At 66.2% G+C, this 15,421-nt stretch carries 14 protein-coding genes; 5 read left to right on the top strand and 9 right to left on the bottom strand.

From position 1 onward, the window contains the following. Window positions 1-3: 3 nt before the first annotated feature. The 4 genes from BMI01S_RS06790 to gspG are packed head-to-tail and all read right to left on the bottom strand — an operon-like array spanning window position 4 to window position 2,109. Window positions 4-681, bottom strand: coding sequence for a PulJ/GspJ family protein (locus BMI01S_RS06790; protein ID WP_028211965.1), 678 nt, complete (start codon window positions 679-681; stop codon window positions 4-6). After that, window positions 659-1,081, bottom strand: a complete 423-nt coding sequence (gene gspI, locus BMI01S_RS06785) for a type II secretion system minor pseudopilin GspI (RefSeq protein ID WP_036018982.1) — start codon at window positions 1,079-1,081, stop codon at window positions 659-661. The genes BMI01S_RS06790 and gspI overlap by 23 nt, the downstream gene beginning before the upstream one ends. A gap of 13 nt (window positions 1,082-1,094) precedes the next feature. Continuing rightward, the gene (locus BMI01S_RS06780; RefSeq protein WP_028211967.1) at window positions 1,095-1,622 is read right to left on the bottom strand and encodes a GspH/FimT family pseudopilin; all 528 of its coding nucleotides are present in this window, start codon (window positions 1,620-1,622) and stop codon (window positions 1,095-1,097) included. 22 nt (window positions 1,623-1,644) lie between these two features. After that, on the bottom strand, window positions 1,645-2,109 hold the full coding sequence (gene gspG, locus BMI01S_RS06775) for a type II secretion system major pseudopilin GspG (RefSeq protein WP_036018958.1): 465 nt from the start codon (window positions 2,107-2,109) through the stop codon (window positions 1,645-1,647). Between the two features lie 211 nt (window positions 2,110-2,320). Between gspG and BMI01S_RS06770 the strand changes: the two genes are divergently transcribed. After that, window positions 2,321-2,734: a hypothetical protein gene (locus BMI01S_RS06770; protein WP_028211969.1), complete on the top strand. Its 414-nt coding sequence runs from the start codon at window positions 2,321-2,323 to the stop codon at window positions 2,732-2,734. A 49-nt stretch (window positions 2,735-2,783) separates the two neighbouring features. On the opposite strand, the gene gspF is transcribed toward BMI01S_RS06770, so the two are convergent. Genes gspF through gspD form a run of 3 tightly spaced genes read right to left on the bottom strand, consistent with a single transcriptional unit; the run spans window position 2,784 to window position 7,886 of the window. Continuing rightward, entirely contained in the window at window positions 2,784-4,001 is a 1,218-nt protein-coding gene (gspF, locus tag BMI01S_RS06765; protein WP_028211970.1) for a type II secretion system inner membrane protein GspF, read from the bottom strand. A 46-nt stretch (window positions 4,002-4,047) separates the two neighbouring features. Further along, entirely contained in the window at window positions 4,048-5,544 is a 1,497-nt protein-coding gene (gspE, locus tag BMI01S_RS06760; RefSeq protein ID WP_028211971.1) for a type II secretion system ATPase GspE, read from the bottom strand. Continuing rightward, a complete protein-coding gene (gene gspD / locus BMI01S_RS06755) occupies window positions 5,541-7,886 on the bottom strand; it encodes a type II secretion system secretin GspD (protein ID WP_042288701.1) in 2,346 nt (781 codons plus the stop codon). The genes gspE and gspD overlap by 4 nt, the downstream gene beginning before the upstream one ends. Window positions 7,887-8,474: 588 nt before the next feature. On the opposite strand from gspD, the gene BMI01S_RS06750 reads away from it, so the two are divergent. Together BMI01S_RS06750 and BMI01S_RS06745 are read left to right on the top strand one after the other, a co-directional pair. Next, window positions 8,475-8,921: a lytic transglycosylase domain-containing protein gene (locus BMI01S_RS06750; RefSeq protein WP_042288700.1), complete on the top strand. Its 447-nt coding sequence runs from the start codon at window positions 8,475-8,477 to the stop codon at window positions 8,919-8,921. A 135-nt stretch (window positions 8,922-9,056) separates the two neighbouring features. After that, on the top strand, window positions 9,057-10,412 hold the full coding sequence (locus BMI01S_RS06745) for a GTP-binding protein (protein WP_028230507.1): 1,356 nt from the start codon (window positions 9,057-9,059) through the stop codon (window positions 10,410-10,412). 137 nt (window positions 10,413-10,549) lie between these two features. On the opposite strand, the gene BMI01S_RS06740 is transcribed toward BMI01S_RS06745, so the two are convergent. Both BMI01S_RS06740 and BMI01S_RS06735 read right to left on the bottom strand, forming a co-directional pair. Continuing rightward, window positions 10,550-10,828: an HU family DNA-binding protein gene (locus tag BMI01S_RS06740; protein WP_027815965.1), complete on the bottom strand. Its 279-nt coding sequence runs from the start codon at window positions 10,826-10,828 to the stop codon at window positions 10,550-10,552. Window positions 10,829-10,848: 20 nt separating this feature from the next. Next, window positions 10,849-11,235 (bottom strand): hypothetical protein, encoded by a 387-nt coding sequence (locus BMI01S_RS06735; protein WP_154671184.1) that lies wholly within the window; start codon window positions 11,233-11,235, stop codon window positions 10,849-10,851. 44 nt (window positions 11,236-11,279) lie between these two features. On the opposite strand from BMI01S_RS06735, the gene mnmC reads away from it, so the two are divergent. Both mnmC and BMI01S_RS06725 read left to right on the top strand, forming a co-directional pair. Further along, a complete protein-coding gene (mnmC, locus tag BMI01S_RS06730) occupies window positions 11,280-13,250 on the top strand; it encodes a bifunctional tRNA (5-methylaminomethyl-2-thiouridine)(34)-methyltransferase MnmD/FAD-dependent 5-carboxymethylaminomethyl-2-thiouridine(34) oxidoreductase MnmC (protein WP_028213261.1) in 1,971 nt (656 codons plus the stop codon). A gap of 930 nt (window positions 13,251-14,180) precedes the next feature. Beyond that, a complete protein-coding gene (locus tag BMI01S_RS06725) occupies window positions 14,181-15,386 on the top strand; it encodes a cation:proton antiporter (RefSeq protein ID WP_028213260.1) in 1,206 nt (401 codons plus the stop codon). The last annotated feature ends 35 nt before the right edge of the window (window positions 15,387-15,421 follow it).

Genomic DNA, 15,421 nt, shown 5'->3' with positions numbered 1-15,421 from the left:
ACGTCATTCCCCCACCAGGAACACGCGGATCACCGGCTGCTCGAGCGAGCGCGAACTTACGCTGACCTGCACGCCCGTTACCGCGCGCGGCAGCGGTGCGTTGCCGAGTTGCGGCACCTTGAGACTGTCGTTGTCGCCGTTCACCTGCGAGCGCACGTCCTCCATGTTCGAAGTCCAGCCCGTCTTCGGCACGAAAAGGCGCGCGCTGATGAGGTCCACGCCGCGCATCATCGGCAGCGCGCTCCAGTTGTCGCCCTCGCCGCCGCGCGAGGCACGCCGCAGTTCCCCGAAATTGGCGAGCGGCGGCGATCCATAGCGGACCACCTGGCCGCCCGACACGCGGTATCGCACCACCTGCAGGCGCGGCGCGGCGCCCGGCGGCACGGCGAACGCGCGCACGATCTGGAGCGCGCCGCCATCGAGCGAAATGGCGATGCCGCCCGCTTCGTCGTCGGAGACGGCTTCGCGCAAGTCGATGCGCATCTGGTCGAACATCTGCGCGAACACGCGCTCCTCGGCCATCGAACGCGTGATGGTCTCGCGCCCGCGCACGATTTCGTCGAGTCCGCGCCACGAGAGAATCGCCACGACGGCCATGATGGCGATCGCCACGAGCAACTCGATCAGCGTGAAGCCGCGCGCCGGCGAGACGACGCCGTCACAACGAGCGGTTCGTCTCATTGGCGAGCACCGTGACGAGTTGCGCGAGATTGCCGGAGCGCCCGGGCGTCGTCACCGACACCTCGACGCTGCGAAAGACGGGGTTGGGCGTGTTCCCGACACGCTGCGTGCAGGTGAGCCGCAAGTTGCCCTGCGAGCAGTCGAAGCTGCGCTCGCCCACCTCGGGCCACGCATGCGCGAGACGCAACTGCGCGAGCACGTTGTCCGCGCTCCAGCCGGCGAGCAGGCGGTCGTGCAGGTCGGCCTCGCTCGCGGCGAGGCTGCCCACGGCGCGCAGCGAAGCGGCCAGCGCAATCGCGATGATTGCGAGCGCAACCAGCACTTCGATCATGGTGAAGCCGCGCGTACCCACCGAACTCACGCTGCGACTACGCTTGACCGCGCGCGTTTGCTCACCCATCGAGAGCCGCATCTCAGCGCACCTCGAAGCGGCCGGTGCCGGTGCCGACGATCGTCGCGCGGCCGGCTGGCGAGAAAAGCGTCACCTGCACCGGCACATCGACGGCCTCGGTGCCGAAAATCAGCCGGTTGGCGTTCGTGTCGTCGTCGCCGCCCGGGTAGGTGATCGCCACGCCGGTTACGCCACCTTCCCACTGGCGCGGTCCGAGCAGATCGTCGCGCAGCGGGCGCCAGCCGTCCTCGGTGCGAACATCGAAACGAAACCCGCCCGCCTGCGGTTGCCATGCGATGGGACGCGCGCGCACCTGCGCCTCGTCGCCCGCCGATTCGAACAGGAGCGCGAGCCGTTGCGCCTCTTCGTTCAAATCGGTGCGCGGATTGCGCGTGAGCGTGAGCGAGGCGAGCGAGATGAGCAGCCCCGCGATCAGCAGCACCACGAGCATTTCGAGCAACGTGAAGCCCGCCACGGGCGAGCGGCCGCCCACGCGCGAAGCGCGTGGCAATCGGCGGTCCCGGCAAGGGGAAGGGCGGGGTGCTTGCATGAATGTCGCGCGGTTGGACGACTTACTGCCAGGAACCAATGTCGGCGTCGTTGCCTTCGCCGCCGGGCTTGCCGTCGGCGCCGTAGCTGAACACGTCGACCTCGCCGTGCACGCCCGGATTCAGGTACTGGTACGGGTTGCCCCACGGGTCATTGGGCAGGCGCTCCAGATAGCCGCCTTCCTTCCAGTTGTTCGGCACCGGTTCCGTAGTCGGCTTTTGCACGAGCGCCTGCAGCCCCTGGTCCTGGGTCGGGTAGCGGCCGTTGTCGAGGCGGTAGAGCTTCATTGCCTGCATGATCGTGCCGATGTCCTGGTGTGCGGCGACGCGGCGGGCTTCATCGGGACGGCTCATGATCTTCGGCACGATCAGCGCGGCCAGGATGCCGAGGATCGCGATCACGACCATGATTTCGATGAGCGTGAAGCCGCGTTGGCGGCGCGCGCGGATCAGTTGAATTTCGCCACGGCGTTTGGCCCACATGGACATGAGTGACTTCCTCCCTCGCTAGATTGGGTTGCGAAGCACGCCTGTGCCCCGCGCTTTCGTTGCGCCTGCGATGCCGCCCGCCGTTCTCTCCGGCCGGCCCTCGCACGCATGACGGTTCATTGTAATGTCACGCGATGACGCCTTTCCGACGCCTTGCAGGCATGGCAAACGCGCACATCAAAAAATACATAAACCTTCGTACAATGGGCGCATGAGCCCACTGCAAATCCGCCTCCTTTCCCTCGCCGCCTTCGCGGTGTTCTGCGCTACGGCCACGTGGTGGGCAGTCACGCTCGCCACGAACCGCGCGGCGCCGGTGCAGGCGGCCGCTGCGCGAGCGCCGGTGTCGGTCGACCAGGCCGGCACGCTGTTCGGCGGCAAGCTCGAGCGCAACCCCGTGCAGGACGTTCACCTCTTCGGCATCCTCGCGCTCGCGCAGGGCGCCGCGGCCATCGTGAGCGTGGGCGGCGAACCGCCGAAGGCCATCTCGCTCGGCGGCCCGATCGACCAGAACTCCAAACTGTTCGAAGTGCGCGCCCGCTCGATCGTCATCGACCGTCACGGCGTGCACTCGGAAATCTTCCTGCCGCCCAACGCCGCCGGTCCCACCATCTACGTGCGCTGAGTCTCACCCGCGCCGCGCCTCGTGCGGCGCGCGAGCCTCATTGCACGACTTATTGCACGAGGTTGTTCAGCTCGATGATCGGCAGCATCACCGCGAGCACGATCACGAGCACCACCCCGCCCATCGCCAGGATCAGGAGCGGCTCCAGCAGGCTCGTGAGAAACATCGTGCGCCGCTCCAGTTCGCGCGCTTCGCCTTCGGCGGCGCGGTCCAGCATGGTCGTCACGTCGCCCGTCGCCTCGCCCGAGCGGATCAGGTGCACGAGCACGGGCGGAAACGTCTTCGTGTTGCCGAGCGCGCGCGAAAGCGACGTGCCTTCGCGCACGCGCACGATGGCGTCGTCGATGTTCGTGCGCATGGCCTTGTTCGAGAGCGTTTCGCCGGCCGCCTGCAGCGCGCGCAGGATCGGCACGCCGGCCGCGCTCAGGATGCCGAGCGTGCTCGCGAAGCGCACGGTGTTGTAGCCGCGCACGAGCTTGCCCGCGAGCGGAGCCGTGAGCAGCCAGCGGTCGAACGAGAGGCGCGGGCCGGGCCGGCGCAGGATGCCGCGCACGATCCACGAAACCAGTGCCACGACGATCAGCACCGCCCACCACCACTGACGCACGAATGCCGAGAGCGCCATCATCACGATGGTGAGCAGAGGCAACTGCTGCTTCGTGCTGGCGAACACGTTCACGACCTGCGGCACCACGTAGCTGAGCAGGAACGTGACGATGCCGAACGCGATGATCGTCACGATCGTCGGGTACGTGAAGGCGAGCACGATCTTCTGCTTGAGCGCATTGCGCTGCTCGATGTAGTCGGCCAGACGCGAAAGCACGATGCCGAGCTTGCCGGTGTGTTCGCCCGCGGCCACGAGCGCGCGATAGATATCGGGAAAGTCGCGCGGATGCTGCTCGAGCGCGCTGGCGAGCGAATGGCCGCCCAGCACCTCGGCGCGAATCGCCGCCATCAGTTCGCGGATGTAGTCGCGCTCGGCCTGCTCGGTCAGCACGGCAAGCGCCTCGCCGAGCGGCAGGCCCGCCACCAGCAAACTCGCGAGCTGGCGCGTGAGGATGGCCTGCTCCCGCTGCGAAAGCTTGCGCCCGAGCGCGAGACGCTGCTGGCGCGCGCCGCGCGTGCGGCTCGCAGCCGGTTCGACCACGAGCGGCGTGAGGCCCTGGCCGCGCAGCAGTGCGCGCGCGCCGCGCGCGCTGTCCGCGTCGAGGACACCCTTTTGCGCCTTGCCCGTGGGGTCGATGGCTTCGAAGCGAAATGCCGGCATGGTGCTGATTGCCCTCGCTTTTATTGACGGTCCATCTGGCGGTTCATCATGCGCCGCCCGTCACTCGCAGCACTTCTTCGAGCGAAGTCGTGCCCGCGTCGAGCCAGCGTTCGCCGTCCTCGCGCAGCGTGCGCATGCCCTGCGCGCGGGCGGCCTGGAAAATCTCCGCATCGGCGGCATTGCGGTGGATGAGCGCGCGGATCGGCTCGTCGATGAGCAGCAGCTCGTACACGCCGCGCCGCCCGGCGTAGCCCGAATGGCTGCAACGGTCGCAGCCCACCGGATGCCAGCGCTTCCTGCCGTCGTCTTCCACGCGTTCTTCCTTGCAGAACGGGCAGAGCTGGCGCACGAGGCGCTGCGCGAGCACACCGAGCAGGGACGAAGCGAGCAGATACGGCTCGACGCCCATATCGGTGAGACGCGTGACGGCCGACGCAGCGTCGTTGGTGTGCAGCGTGGCGAGCACGAGATGGCCCGTGAGCGAGGCCTGCACGGCGATCTGCGCGGTTTCGAGGTCGCGGATTTCACCGATCATGATGATGTCCGGGTCCTGACGCAGGATAGAACGCAAGGCACGCGCAAACGTCATGCCGATACGCTCGTTCACCTGGGTCTGGCCAATGCCCGAGAGGTCGTACTCGATCGGGTCTTCCACGGTCATGATGTTGGTCGTGGCGGTTTCGAGCCGCGACATCGACGCGTAGAGCGTGGTCGTCTTGCCCGAACCCGTGGGCCCCGTGACCAGCACGATGCCGTGCGGCTTTGCGATCAGCTGGTCGAACTTGCGCAGCGTGTCGCCGGCCATGCCCAGCGCCTCGAGGTTCAGCCGCTGCGCGTCCTTTTCGAGCAGACGCAGCACCGCGCGCTCGCCGTGCCCCGTGGGCAGCGTGGAGACGCGCACGTCCACGGGCCGCCCGCCCACGCGCAGCGTGATGCGGCCGTCCTGGGGCAGGCGTTTCTCGGCGATGTCGAGCTGCGCCATGATCTTGATACGCGAAATGAGCGCGCCGTGCAGCGCCTTCTTCGGACGCACGACGTCGCGCAGCGTGCCGTCCACGCGAAAACGCACCACGGATGCGTTCTCGAACGGCTCGATGTGGATGTCCGACGCCTGCTCGCGCGCGGCCTGCGTGAGCAGCGCATTGATCATGCGAATGATCGGGGCGTCGTCTTCCGACTCCAGCAGGTCCTCCACCTCGGGAATGTCCTGCATGAGGCGCGAAAGATCGACTTCGCCTTCCACTTCGCCGACCACCTGCGCGGCGCTGCCGTCCTGGCGCGCGTACGCCTGGTTGATGGCCTGCGCGAGTTCGTCGGCGTTCACGCGCACGAGCGCGAACGCGCCGAAGTTGCGGGCGACCTCGGCGATGGCGGCCTGCGACGTGCGCTCGCTGATCCACACTTCGAGGCCTTCCGCGTGCTGCTGGGCGACGAGAATCTGGCCGCTGCGCGCGAAGCCGTACGGCAGGAGGCGGGCGGCGAGCGGCGAGGGCGGCTCGCGCTCGGTGCCGCTCCCGCCGCCGTGCGCGTGAGGCGTGCTCACGGCTGCACCCTCGTGGTCGTGGCCGGCTGCTCCACGGGCGCCGTTTGGACAGGTTCGGCAGGCTGCTGAACAGGCGCCGGCTGCACTTGCGTGGCGCCGGCCGGAGCCGGAGTCGTCGCGGGCGGCACGCCGAGCGCCTGCTGACGCCGCATCTGGTCGAGATCGAACAGGTTCAGCACCGAGCCGCCCTGGCTCGGGCCGACCGGCATGGGCGGCACGACCGGGTCGTCCTTATCCTTGATCAGGTTGTTGTCGGACCGGTAAGCGCCCGTCACGCCCTGGATGTAGTCGTAGCGGTTCGCCGTCACGGCTTGCGCGGTGTCGCGATCGTTGATGATTACCGGACGCAGAAACACCATCAGGTTCGTCTTCGCGCGCGTCTTGTTTTCGGAACGGAACAGCTGGCCGATCCACGGGATGTCGCCGAGCAGCGGCACCTTGCTGTTGCTGGTCTGGTAGTTGTCCTGCATCAGGCCGCCGAGAACGATGATCTCGCCGTTGTCGGCCAGCACGGTCGACTGGATCGAACGCTTGGTGAACTCGGGGCCGGCCGGGTTGGTCACCGAGTTGGTCGTGCCGTTCACGATCGCCGAGTCTTCCGTGTAGAGCTGCAGCTTCAGGATGCCGCCGTCGGTGATCTGCGGCTTGATGTGCAGCGTCAGACCCACGTCCACACGATCGAAAGTGTTGAACGCCGTGCTCGTCGTGCCGCTCGTGAGGTTCGAATACGACCCCGTCTGGATCGGCACGTTCGTACCGACGACGATTTTCGCCTCCTGGTTGTCGAGCGTGATGAGGTTAGGCGTGGACAGCACATTGGCGTCTGCTGATTGCGAGAGCGCTTGCAGTAGCGCGCCGAGACCCCGGACTCCGAAGATGTTCTTGATCCAGCCGACGTTGAGGCCCTGCTGGAGATTGGATGCCCCGAGCGCGCTCGCGAGGCCGCCGGAAGCGGCATCGGCTGCCGCGGCCGCCGTCAGGTTGATGATGCTGTTGCCGCTGCCGGTGGCGAGATTGGTATTCGCGTAAAGATTACCGTTTGCGACCTGCCACTGAATGCCGAGGTTGGCGTTCGTGTTCGAATTCAGCTCGACGATCAGCGCTTCGATGTAGACCTGTGCGCGGCGCGCATCGAGCTGGTTGATCACGCTACGCAGATTGCGGTACACCGCGTCCGGCGCCGTGACGATCAGCGAGTTCGTGGCCGCGTCCGCCTGGATCATGCCGCCCGGCTGGTTCTCCTCACCCTTGTCCTTTTCGCTGCCAAAGTACTGCGCTTCGTTGCTGCCGCCGCCGCCGCCGTATGCGCCGCCGCCCGACATCGAACTGCCCAGCGACGAACTGCCCATCGACGAACTGCCGCCCAGCGAGTTCGGCAACGGCGGCGTGCCGGATGTGCCCGTCGACAGGCCGCCGCCGCTGCTGGTCTGGTTGAAGCCGCCCGCATTGCCCGGCGACGAAGACGACGGCGTCTCGTTGCCGCCTTTGCCCAGCATGCCGCGCAGGGTCTTGGCGAGCTGCGTCGCGTCGGCGTTGCGCAGCGGCACGACGTGGATATTGCCCGGCATGCTGGTGGGCGCATCGAGCTGCTTCGAGAGCTGCACCGCGGAGGCGAGTCGCTGCGTGTTCGACGCGCGCAGCATCAGCGAGTTCGTGCGCGGGTCGGCAATGACCGAAACCTTCAGCGACGGGTCCGAGGCGCCGATCGCGCCCGGATCGAGCATCTTCGCGATTTGCGGCGCGATGTCGAGCGCGTTGGCGTTGTGCAGCGGCACCACCTGCACCTGCTGGCCCGCAGCCGAGTCCACACCCGCGATGATCGAGGCGATACGGCGTACGTTGTCCGCGTAATCGGTCACGATAAGCGTGTTGTTGGACGGGTAGGCGGCAATGGTGTTGTTCGGCGAGATGAGCGGACGCAACACGGGCAGCAGGTTGTTGGCCGACTCGTGCCTGAGCGTAAAGACCTGGGTAACCACCTGATCGCCGCGCGCGGTGGGCGCGTTGCCGACGTACGTAGGCACGCCCTGGAGCTTGGCGTCGGCCTCCGGCACGACCTTGAGCACGCCGTGATCCTGCACGAGCGCGAAGCCTTGCATGCGCAGCGCCGACTGCAGCGTCTTGAGCGCCTGGTCCTCCGGGACCGGGTTCTCGGAGACGAGATTGAGCTGCCCCTTCACGCGGGGATCGACGATGATCGTTTTGCCGGTGGCGGCGCCGATCGCCTTCGCCACCTGATCGATGTCGGCGTTGACGAAATTGAGCGTGACCTGCGCATACGCGAGTTGCGCCGTAATGAGCCCGCTCACGAGCAGCGCCGTCGCGACGCGACGCAAAGCCATACGATTTCTTCTCATGGGTGTCATATCGGAGCCGGCGGCAGACGCGCGGCTATTCGTCCTCGACGTACGGCTAGTGGGCCGGCTCGCCTGTGCTTGAGTGACCGATGCGCTCGCCGGTTCCCTTCAACCGGGACGCCCCTTGATCAACAAAAAAATGAACAGTAGCAGCTTTTCATGTCCAATTTGTCACAAAAGATGGGCCCACGGGGAATTCCTCTAGTCGCCAGGGCGCAACCGCACCCAACCCCAAGCCATTTGTAAGCGTCGCGGCATCCCTCGCGCCAGGTATCGCTCGGTCCTCGCGCTTCTCGTTCCCGTTTGCGTTCGCCTCGCTTGTCCGTCCGGTTAGCTTGACGCGTCAAGAGCGACCGGTATCATACGAGCGGCCCCCTTAATGACGAACCTGCCTTTCACCGGGCTTTTATGTGGGAATTCCCGCATTTGCCGGCAGATTTCGTGCCTGCCAGCGATAGATTGCGTCATCCTTCAGACTACTGGCCGGCACGTCGTCCATGCAGTGAGCGACTGTCACCGGTTCGAATCAACCCGTTGCCGTTTGCATTTATTGAAGCTTCCGCGCGAGTCGCCATGCATCCCGTCTGCTCCGCTTCGTTTGCCGCTGCCGTGGTGCTCGCCCTCGCGAGCGCCAGCACGCTCGCACACGCGGACTGTTTCGACGAAGCCGCGCGATACCAGAAAGTCAATCCACTGATCCTGCGCGCCATCGCCTGGCAGGAATCGCACAACCGTCCCGACGCGCTGCACAGGAATGCGAACGGTTCGACCGACTACGGGGTCATGCAGATCAATTCCGTACATCTGCCCTTGCTCTCGCAATACGGTATTTCGTCGAGCACGCTCATGGAGCCGTGCAAGAACGTCTATATCGCCGCGTGGCATCTGCGCCAGAAGATGAACAAGTACGGCAACACGTGGGCCGCCGTCGGCGCCTACCACTCCGAAACCCCGACGCTGCGCGACCAGTACGCGCAGCAGATCGCCGATATCCTGCGCAAGTGGCATCTCATGCAGTAGCGCGCTGAGTGGGCGGGCTCGCGCCGCGCGGCGCGCTTGCATGGTGCAAAATGCTGGCTGGCGCTGCGAACTTGCGGGGATTTCGATCCTTTCACGCGGCGCATCTTCCGATTCCACTTTCTGCACCACACTGCGATGAACCAGCCGCCACTGCCCGTCACCGTGCTCTCCGGTTTTCTGGGCGCGGGCAAGACCACGCTGCTCAACCATATCCTCTCGAACCGCGCGGGCCTGCGCGTGGCGGTGATCGTCAACGACCTCGCTTCGGTCAACATCGACGCCGCGCTCGTGCGCGACGCCCCGGCGCTCTCGCACGTGGAAGACCGCGTGGTCGAGATGTCGAACGGCTGCATTTGCTGCACGCTGCGCGACGACCTGCTCACCGAGGTAGAGCGCCTCGCCGACCCAGCACGCGCCGGGCAGCGCTTCGACGCCATCGTGATCGAATCGACCGGCATTGCCGAGCCCATGCCGATCGCCGAAAGCTTCACGTTCGCGAGCGACGACGGCATCGCGCTCGACGCACTGGCGCGCCTCGACACGATGGTCACGGTGGTCGACGCATTCAACTTCCTGCGCGACTACGCGAGCGCCGATCAACTCGCGGAACGCGGCCTCGCGGCCAGCGAGGACGACGACCGCGCGATCGTGGAGTTGCTCGTCGACCAGGTGGAGTTCTGCGACGTGCTCGTGGTGAACAAGGCCGACCTCGTGAGCGAGGACGAACTCGCGCGCCTGCAGCATATTCTCGCGTGCATCAATCCGCGCGCGGTGCAGATCGTGAGCCGCTTCGGCGCGGTGCCGCTCGAGGAGGTGATCAATACCGGGCGCTTCGATTTCGATGCGGCTTCGAGCGCACCGGGCTGGCTCGCATCACTGCACGATCACTGCGACGACCCGGCGCATTGCCACGATCCGGAGCACGCGCATACGCGGCGCGGCGAAGCCGATGAATACGGCATCAGCCACTTCGTTTATCGCGCACGCCGTCCGTTTCATCCCGAACGTTTCTGGGCGCTGCTCAACGAGGAGTGGAAGGGCGTGCTGCGCTCGAAGGGCTTTTTCTGGCTGGCCACGCGCAACGAGGTGACGGGCACGCTCTCGCAAGCAGGGGGCGTATGCCGTCATGGTCCCGCGGGCACATGGTGGGCGGCGCTGCCACGCGAGGAATGGCCGCAGGATCCGGAGCTGGAAAAAGAAATTGCCGCGGACTGGCTGGGCGACCTTGACGACCCCAGCATCGGCGACCGCCGCCAGGAACTCGTGATGATCGGCGTGGATCTCGATCGCGACGCATGGCGCGCGAAGCTCGACGCGTGTCTCCTCACCGACGCGGAATACGCAGCCGGCCCCGACGCCTGGCAAACGTGGGCCGACCCGTTTCCGTCGTGGGAACTGGATGACGACGATCACGACCACGACCACGACCACGACCACGATCATCGCGACCGCGGCGACGGGCACGGTGAGATCGTCCATCGTCCCGACTGATCGTTACGACGCCAAGACGAGGCGCCCGATGGCGCGGCATCTGCGCGGCGCCGTCTCCTTTGGCGCCGCGCGAACGCAGGAATCGCGGGCGAAAAAAAACCCGCCAGGGGCGGGTGTCAACTTAAAGCGGCAATCGTTTAGCGCTTGTTGACGGCGTCCTTGAACGCCTTGCCAGCCGTGAACTTGACGGTCTTGGCAGCGGGAATCTTGATGGTCTCGCCGGTCTTCGGGTTACGGCCCGTACGGGCTGCGCGCTTGCCCGAACCGAAGCTGCCGAAGCCGATCAGCTGCACTGCGTCACCCTTCGACACAGCCTTCTTGACCACTTCGAGGAGCGTGTCCAGCGTTTCGCCGGTTTGTGCCTTGCTAGCGCCCGTCTGTGCTGCGACGGCGTCGATCAGTTCCTGTTTATTCATTGAGAAGTTCCTTTCTGTGTTTAGGTTGACACGAACAGCGCGAACGCGCCGATTATACGGACGCGTGCCGCGCCGTCGAGCAGCGACGGACCCGGAGCACCCCGGCGATTTCGCGTTGCGGCGGCTAGCGTGTGTCCCGTGCCGCAACGGCCGTGCTGCCGCTTCCCTGGGCGGCGCTTGCTATGATAGCGCAGCGCAAACCCAATAACGACAAGGGTTTCGAAGATTTCGCGACGCACATGCGGGTTTTTCGGGGCGTGCAGATGATTTAGGGCTGTCGACCTCGCAAATTTCCCCGAACGCGACCCTTTCGCCGTCGCGCGCGTTGCGCGGTGCCAACGCAGCATCCGCTCGAACAGCCGCCTGGCAAGCGTTTGCGGCGACACCATCAAGCGGCGTGCAGACATATTCCACGCTCGTTCCCGCTTTCATCTTTCGCTTCGCCTTCCTCATGACCGCCACCCTGACACCCGCCACACTCGCCTTTCGGGAAGACGGCACGCCTTTTTCGCCGACTTACGGCGACGTTTATCACAGCACTGCCGGCGCATTCGCACAGGCCCACGCCGTCTTTCTCCATGGCAATGCGCTGCCACAGCGCTGGCAAGGGCGGCGGATCTTCACCGTGGTCGAAACCGGCTTCGGCATGGGCGTGAACTTCCTCGCCACCTGGTCGGCGTGGCGTGACGATCCGGCGCGCTGCGAACGGCTGCACTTCGTTTCAGTGGAAAAGCATCCATTCGCGCGCAACGACTTGCGCACCGCGCTCGATGCGCTCGTTGCGCACGCACGCGAAGCGCCGCTGGCGCGAGAACTCATCGATGCCTGGCCAATGCTGGTACCCGGCACGCACCGGCTGGAATTCGAGGGCGGGCGCGTCACGCTCACGCTTCTTTTCGGCGACGCGCTCGAGGTATTTCCCAAAATGTGGATGCGCGCCGATGCGATCTACCTCGACGGCTTCGCCCCGGCAAAGAACCCGGAGCTTTGGTCGCCCGCCATCTTCAAGGCGCTCGCGCGCATTGCCGGCGAGGGCGCGACCTTCGCAACCTGGAGCAGTTCCGGCGAGGTGAAGCGCGAGTTGCTGCAAAACGGCTTCGAATACCGCAAGGTCGAGGGTTTCGGCGGCAAGCGGGCGATGCTGGTCGGACGCTTCGCGCCGCGCTGGCGCGTGCGCCGCTACGAGCCGCCGCTGCCGCTCGCGCTGCGCGAGCGGCACGCGATCGTGGTGGGAGCGGGCCTGGCCGGCTGCGCGCTCGTCGAGCGGCTTGCCGCGCGCGGCTGGCGCGTGACGCTCATCGAACGCAACGCCGCGCCGGCGCTCGAGGCGTCCGGCAATCCGGCGGGCGTGTTTCATCCGCTGATTTCCCGCGACGACAGCAGCGCCTCGCGCATCACGCGCGCCGGGTTTCTCTATGCACTGCGGCGCTGGGCCGCACTCGAAGCGGCCGGCCATGCGCCGAGGCGCACCCGTGCCGGCTTGCTCCACCTCGCCACCGACGACGAATCACGTGCTGTCGCCGCAGCGCTCGATTCGTTCGGTTATCCCGACGAATTCGCGAGCGCCGTCACGCGCGAACAGGCCGGGATGCTGGCCGGCGTCGCGCTCAATCAAGGTGGCTGGTTCTATCCGCATGGCGGTGCGATCGATCCGGCATCGCTGTGCCGCGCGCAATGCGCCTTCGCTTCAGCGTTGCCCGGCGCGCAGGTCGACTTGCGCTTCGGTGTGCGTATGGGACACATAGCGCGCGCCAGCGGGCCCGCGTCCGACGAATGGCAGGTGTTCGACGACGCGGGCAAGCTCGTCGCGCAGGCGGGCGCGGTGATCTTCGCCAACGCCCAGGACGCGTCGCGCGCCGCCGCGCTCGCGCACGCGCCCACGCGCATCGTGCGTGGGCAGCTCACGCTCGTCGATCCGAGCCCGCTCGCGAACCTGCGCGTGCCGGTGATCGGCGAGGGCTACGCGGTCCCGCTCGACGGCGGCGTGACGCTCGCGGGCGCCACCTACGAAGTCGACGACGCCGACGACGCGCTGCGTCCAACGGGTCACGCCGAGAACCTCTCGCGCGTCGCGCACATGCTTCCTGAGCTTGCCGCCGCCCAGGGCGACTTCGCCGGCCGGGTGGCGTTCCGCTGCGTCACCAGCGACCGCATGCCGATGCTCGGCCCGCTCGCCGACGAAGAGGCCGCCCGACGCGACGCGCAGCGTCTCGCCGGCGCCTGGCCGCTCGACCTGCCGCGGGCAGCCGGTCTCTACGGGGCGTACGCGTTCGGTTCGCGCGGTCTCGTCTGGGCGGGGCTAGGCGCCGAACTCATCGCCTCGCAGATGGAAGGCGAGCCGTGGCCACTCGAGCGGGATCTCGCCGACCAGCTCGATCCGGCGCGCTTCCTCCAGCGCGCCTTGCGCCAGCGCGGCCTCTGAGCGCGCCGCGCCCAAACACGGCGCCCCGGTTATCCCCGCGAATCTGTGGATAACCGGGCGAATTGCCGGCGAATCGAGTGTGGACGCGATGTGGACGTAAACGGGGTAACTCAGCACGCCGCGAGCCAGGCCCAAAAGTTACTCTCCGAAGCACGCGCGGTCCGCACATCCTTTGCGTGCGGTTGTGCGAGCGCCAAGCCTCTGATCCTTCTCGGTAAACCCCGGTTATCCACAGGAAACCCAGGCCCTTGTTAACTTCTACTACGTATACATACGGTAAACCGTAAACACCAAAGCTATGGCCATCGCCGGCGGCAAGTAAAAACAAACCCGTGCGTCATAAAAACTGACGAAATCCTCCACCTGATAGGTCATTTTTTCCGCATACGTCGCGAAATAGCGCCCAATAGGGTCGCTATTACCGTCTTTGTTCGCGAATTTGGAGCGAAGCGGGCATTTCGCGGGGAGCTATGGCACAATCGCCGTTCTTTCCGCGTCAAGGGCCGCAGCAGACGGCCGACGCACCTACGGAACGGTTGCCCCTCATCCTGAATCTGAGTGCTCAGGGAAGGCGGCGGCGTTCGTTCATCCAACTCGGGCGCAGCCACACCACGCGAGGCGCCCGTACCGGCTGTTCGCCGCAGCACCACGATGTGCCGGCGCAACGGTTCGCCGCACTCGCGTTTGCCGCAATCGCCGCAGCAAGCGCGTGTTCACGGCGGCTGGCCGCATCGGACCACGCAAGCAGGCACAGGCAGGGCGGTCGCACGCAAGACGCGCGGCGTCGATCGGGGAGTAGTGCTGCCATTCGGGCGTCGCTCGCCTCGCGCGGCACGCGGCTTGCCCGTTCGCCAGCCGTATGTCGATCCACCGTCGGACAGCCGGATTCGATCCCACGCAAGTTGTCGTTGCCAAGGAGAAGCCACCACGATGAAGTCGGCGTTTTCGTTTTTTCCCGCCTGGCCGTTGCAACTCGACGGAATTTTCTGGGCCGGGCTCGCCCTGCTCGCCGCCGGTTTGTGCGGCGAGCTTTGCTATCGGGCGTGGCGTTTGCCGCGGATTTCCGGCTATGGCGTGATCGGGCTGATTGCCGGATCGGCCGGGTTCGGCGTGATCGATGCCGACGTCGGCACGTCCGCGCGGCCGCTGCTCGATGTCGCGCTCGGCCTGCTGCTGTTCGAGCTGGGCAGCCGGCTCGATTTGCGCTGGATTCGCCGCAATCCGTGGCTGATCCTTTCGAGTCTCGCCGAGGCGTCGCTCACGTTCGTGCTCGTGCTCGTCGTGCTGCTGTTCCTTTCCGTCCCGACGATGATCGCGCTCGTCGTGGCCGCCATCGCCATGGCGACGTCGCCCGCGATGGTGATCCAGCTCAAAACCGAGTTGCGCGCGGAAGGCCAGGTCACGCAGCGTTTGCTCACGCTCACGGCGCTCAACAGCATGTACGCCGTGATCGTGGAAAAGCTCGCTTCGAGCTGGCTGCACCAGGAAATCTACGGCAACGTCTTCGCGACGATTCTTCAGCCGCTTTATCTGCTGGTCGGCTCGCTCGTCGTCGCGTTCGTGCTCGCCCGCGCGTGCACGCTTTTTTACCGGCGCCTGAGCCCGCAAGACGAGCACTCGTTCGTCGCGCTTTTCGGCCTCGTGCTGCTCGCGATCGCCATTGCGCATCTGCTCAAGCTTTCGACGATCCTGAGCCTGCTCGCGGCGGGCATCATCGTGAAGAATCTCGAGCCGCGTCCGCAATTGTGGCCGCAGCACTTTGGCACGGCCGGGTGGCTCCTCACCGTGATTCTCTTCGTGCTCACGCTCACCGCTTTCCAGTGGCACGACATTCTGGTGGGTGGCGTGGCCGCGGCGGGGCTGATCGTCGCACGGCTCGTGGCCAAACTCGTCGGTGTGCTGATGTTTGCGAGACCGAGCGGGCTGCACTGGAAGCAGGGCGTGGCGCTCGGTGTCGCGCTGACGCCGATGTCCGCGCTAGCGCTGCTGCTCGTCGACGACACCTACGAGCTTTATCCGACCTTCGATCCGCGCCTGCGCGCGATCATCCTTTGCGCGATCGTCGTGCTGCAGCTCCTCGGGCCGTGGCTCGTGTATCGCGCGCTTGCGCTCGTTGGCGAGCGCGGCGAAAAGTGAAATTCGTGCCGCGCGCGGCGGGCAATCCGTCGTGT

This window comes from Paraburkholderia mimosarum LMG 23256 = NBRC 106338, assembly GCF_000739815.1.
In the GTDB taxonomy this organism is placed as follows: domain Bacteria; phylum Pseudomonadota; class Gammaproteobacteria; order Burkholderiales; family Burkholderiaceae; genus Paraburkholderia; species Paraburkholderia mimosarum.
This window is presented reverse-complemented; position numbering and strand designations above follow the sequence as displayed.

Bases quoted from the DNA above. Each gene is read 5' to 3' on its own strand.
- BMI01S_RS06790 (WP_028211965.1), bottom strand. From the start codon at position 681: ATGAGACGAACCGCTCGTTGTGACGGCGTCGTCTCGCCGGCGCGCGGC.
- gspI (WP_036018982.1), bottom strand. From the start codon at position 1,081: ATGGGTGAGCAAACGCGCGCGGTCAAGCGTAGTCGCAGCGTGAGTTCG.
- BMI01S_RS06780 (WP_028211967.1), bottom strand. From the start codon at position 1,622: ATGCAAGCACCCCGCCCTTCCCCTTGCCGGGACCGCCGATTGCCACGC.
- gspG (WP_036018958.1), bottom strand. From the start codon at position 2,109: ATGTCCATGTGGGCCAAACGCCGTGGCGAAATTCAACTGATCCGCGCG.
- BMI01S_RS06770 (WP_028211969.1), top strand. From the start codon at position 2,321: ATGAGCCCACTGCAAATCCGCCTCCTTTCCCTCGCCGCCTTCGCGGTG.
- gspF (WP_028211970.1), bottom strand. From the start codon at position 4,001: ATGCCGGCATTTCGCTTCGAAGCCATCGACCCCACGGGCAAGGCGCAA.
- gspD (WP_042288701.1), bottom strand. From the start codon at position 7,886: ATGGCTTTGCGTCGCGTCGCGACGGCGCTGCTCGTGAGCGGGCTCATT.
- BMI01S_RS06750 (WP_042288700.1), top strand. From the start codon at position 8,475: ATGCATCCCGTCTGCTCCGCTTCGTTTGCCGCTGCCGTGGTGCTCGCC.
- BMI01S_RS06745 (WP_028230507.1), top strand. From the start codon at position 9,057: ATGAACCAGCCGCCACTGCCCGTCACCGTGCTCTCCGGTTTTCTGGGC.
- BMI01S_RS06740 (WP_027815965.1), bottom strand. From the start codon at position 10,828: ATGAATAAACAGGAACTGATCGACGCCGTCGCAGCACAGACGGGCGCT.
- BMI01S_RS06735 (WP_154671184.1), bottom strand. From the start codon at position 11,235: ATGTCTGCACGCCGCTTGATGGTGTCGCCGCAAACGCTTGCCAGGCGG.
- mnmC (WP_028213261.1), top strand. From the start codon at position 11,280: ATGACCGCCACCCTGACACCCGCCACACTCGCCTTTCGGGAAGACGGC.
- BMI01S_RS06725 (WP_028213260.1), top strand. From the start codon at position 14,181: ATGAAGTCGGCGTTTTCGTTTTTTCCCGCCTGGCCGTTGCAACTCGAC.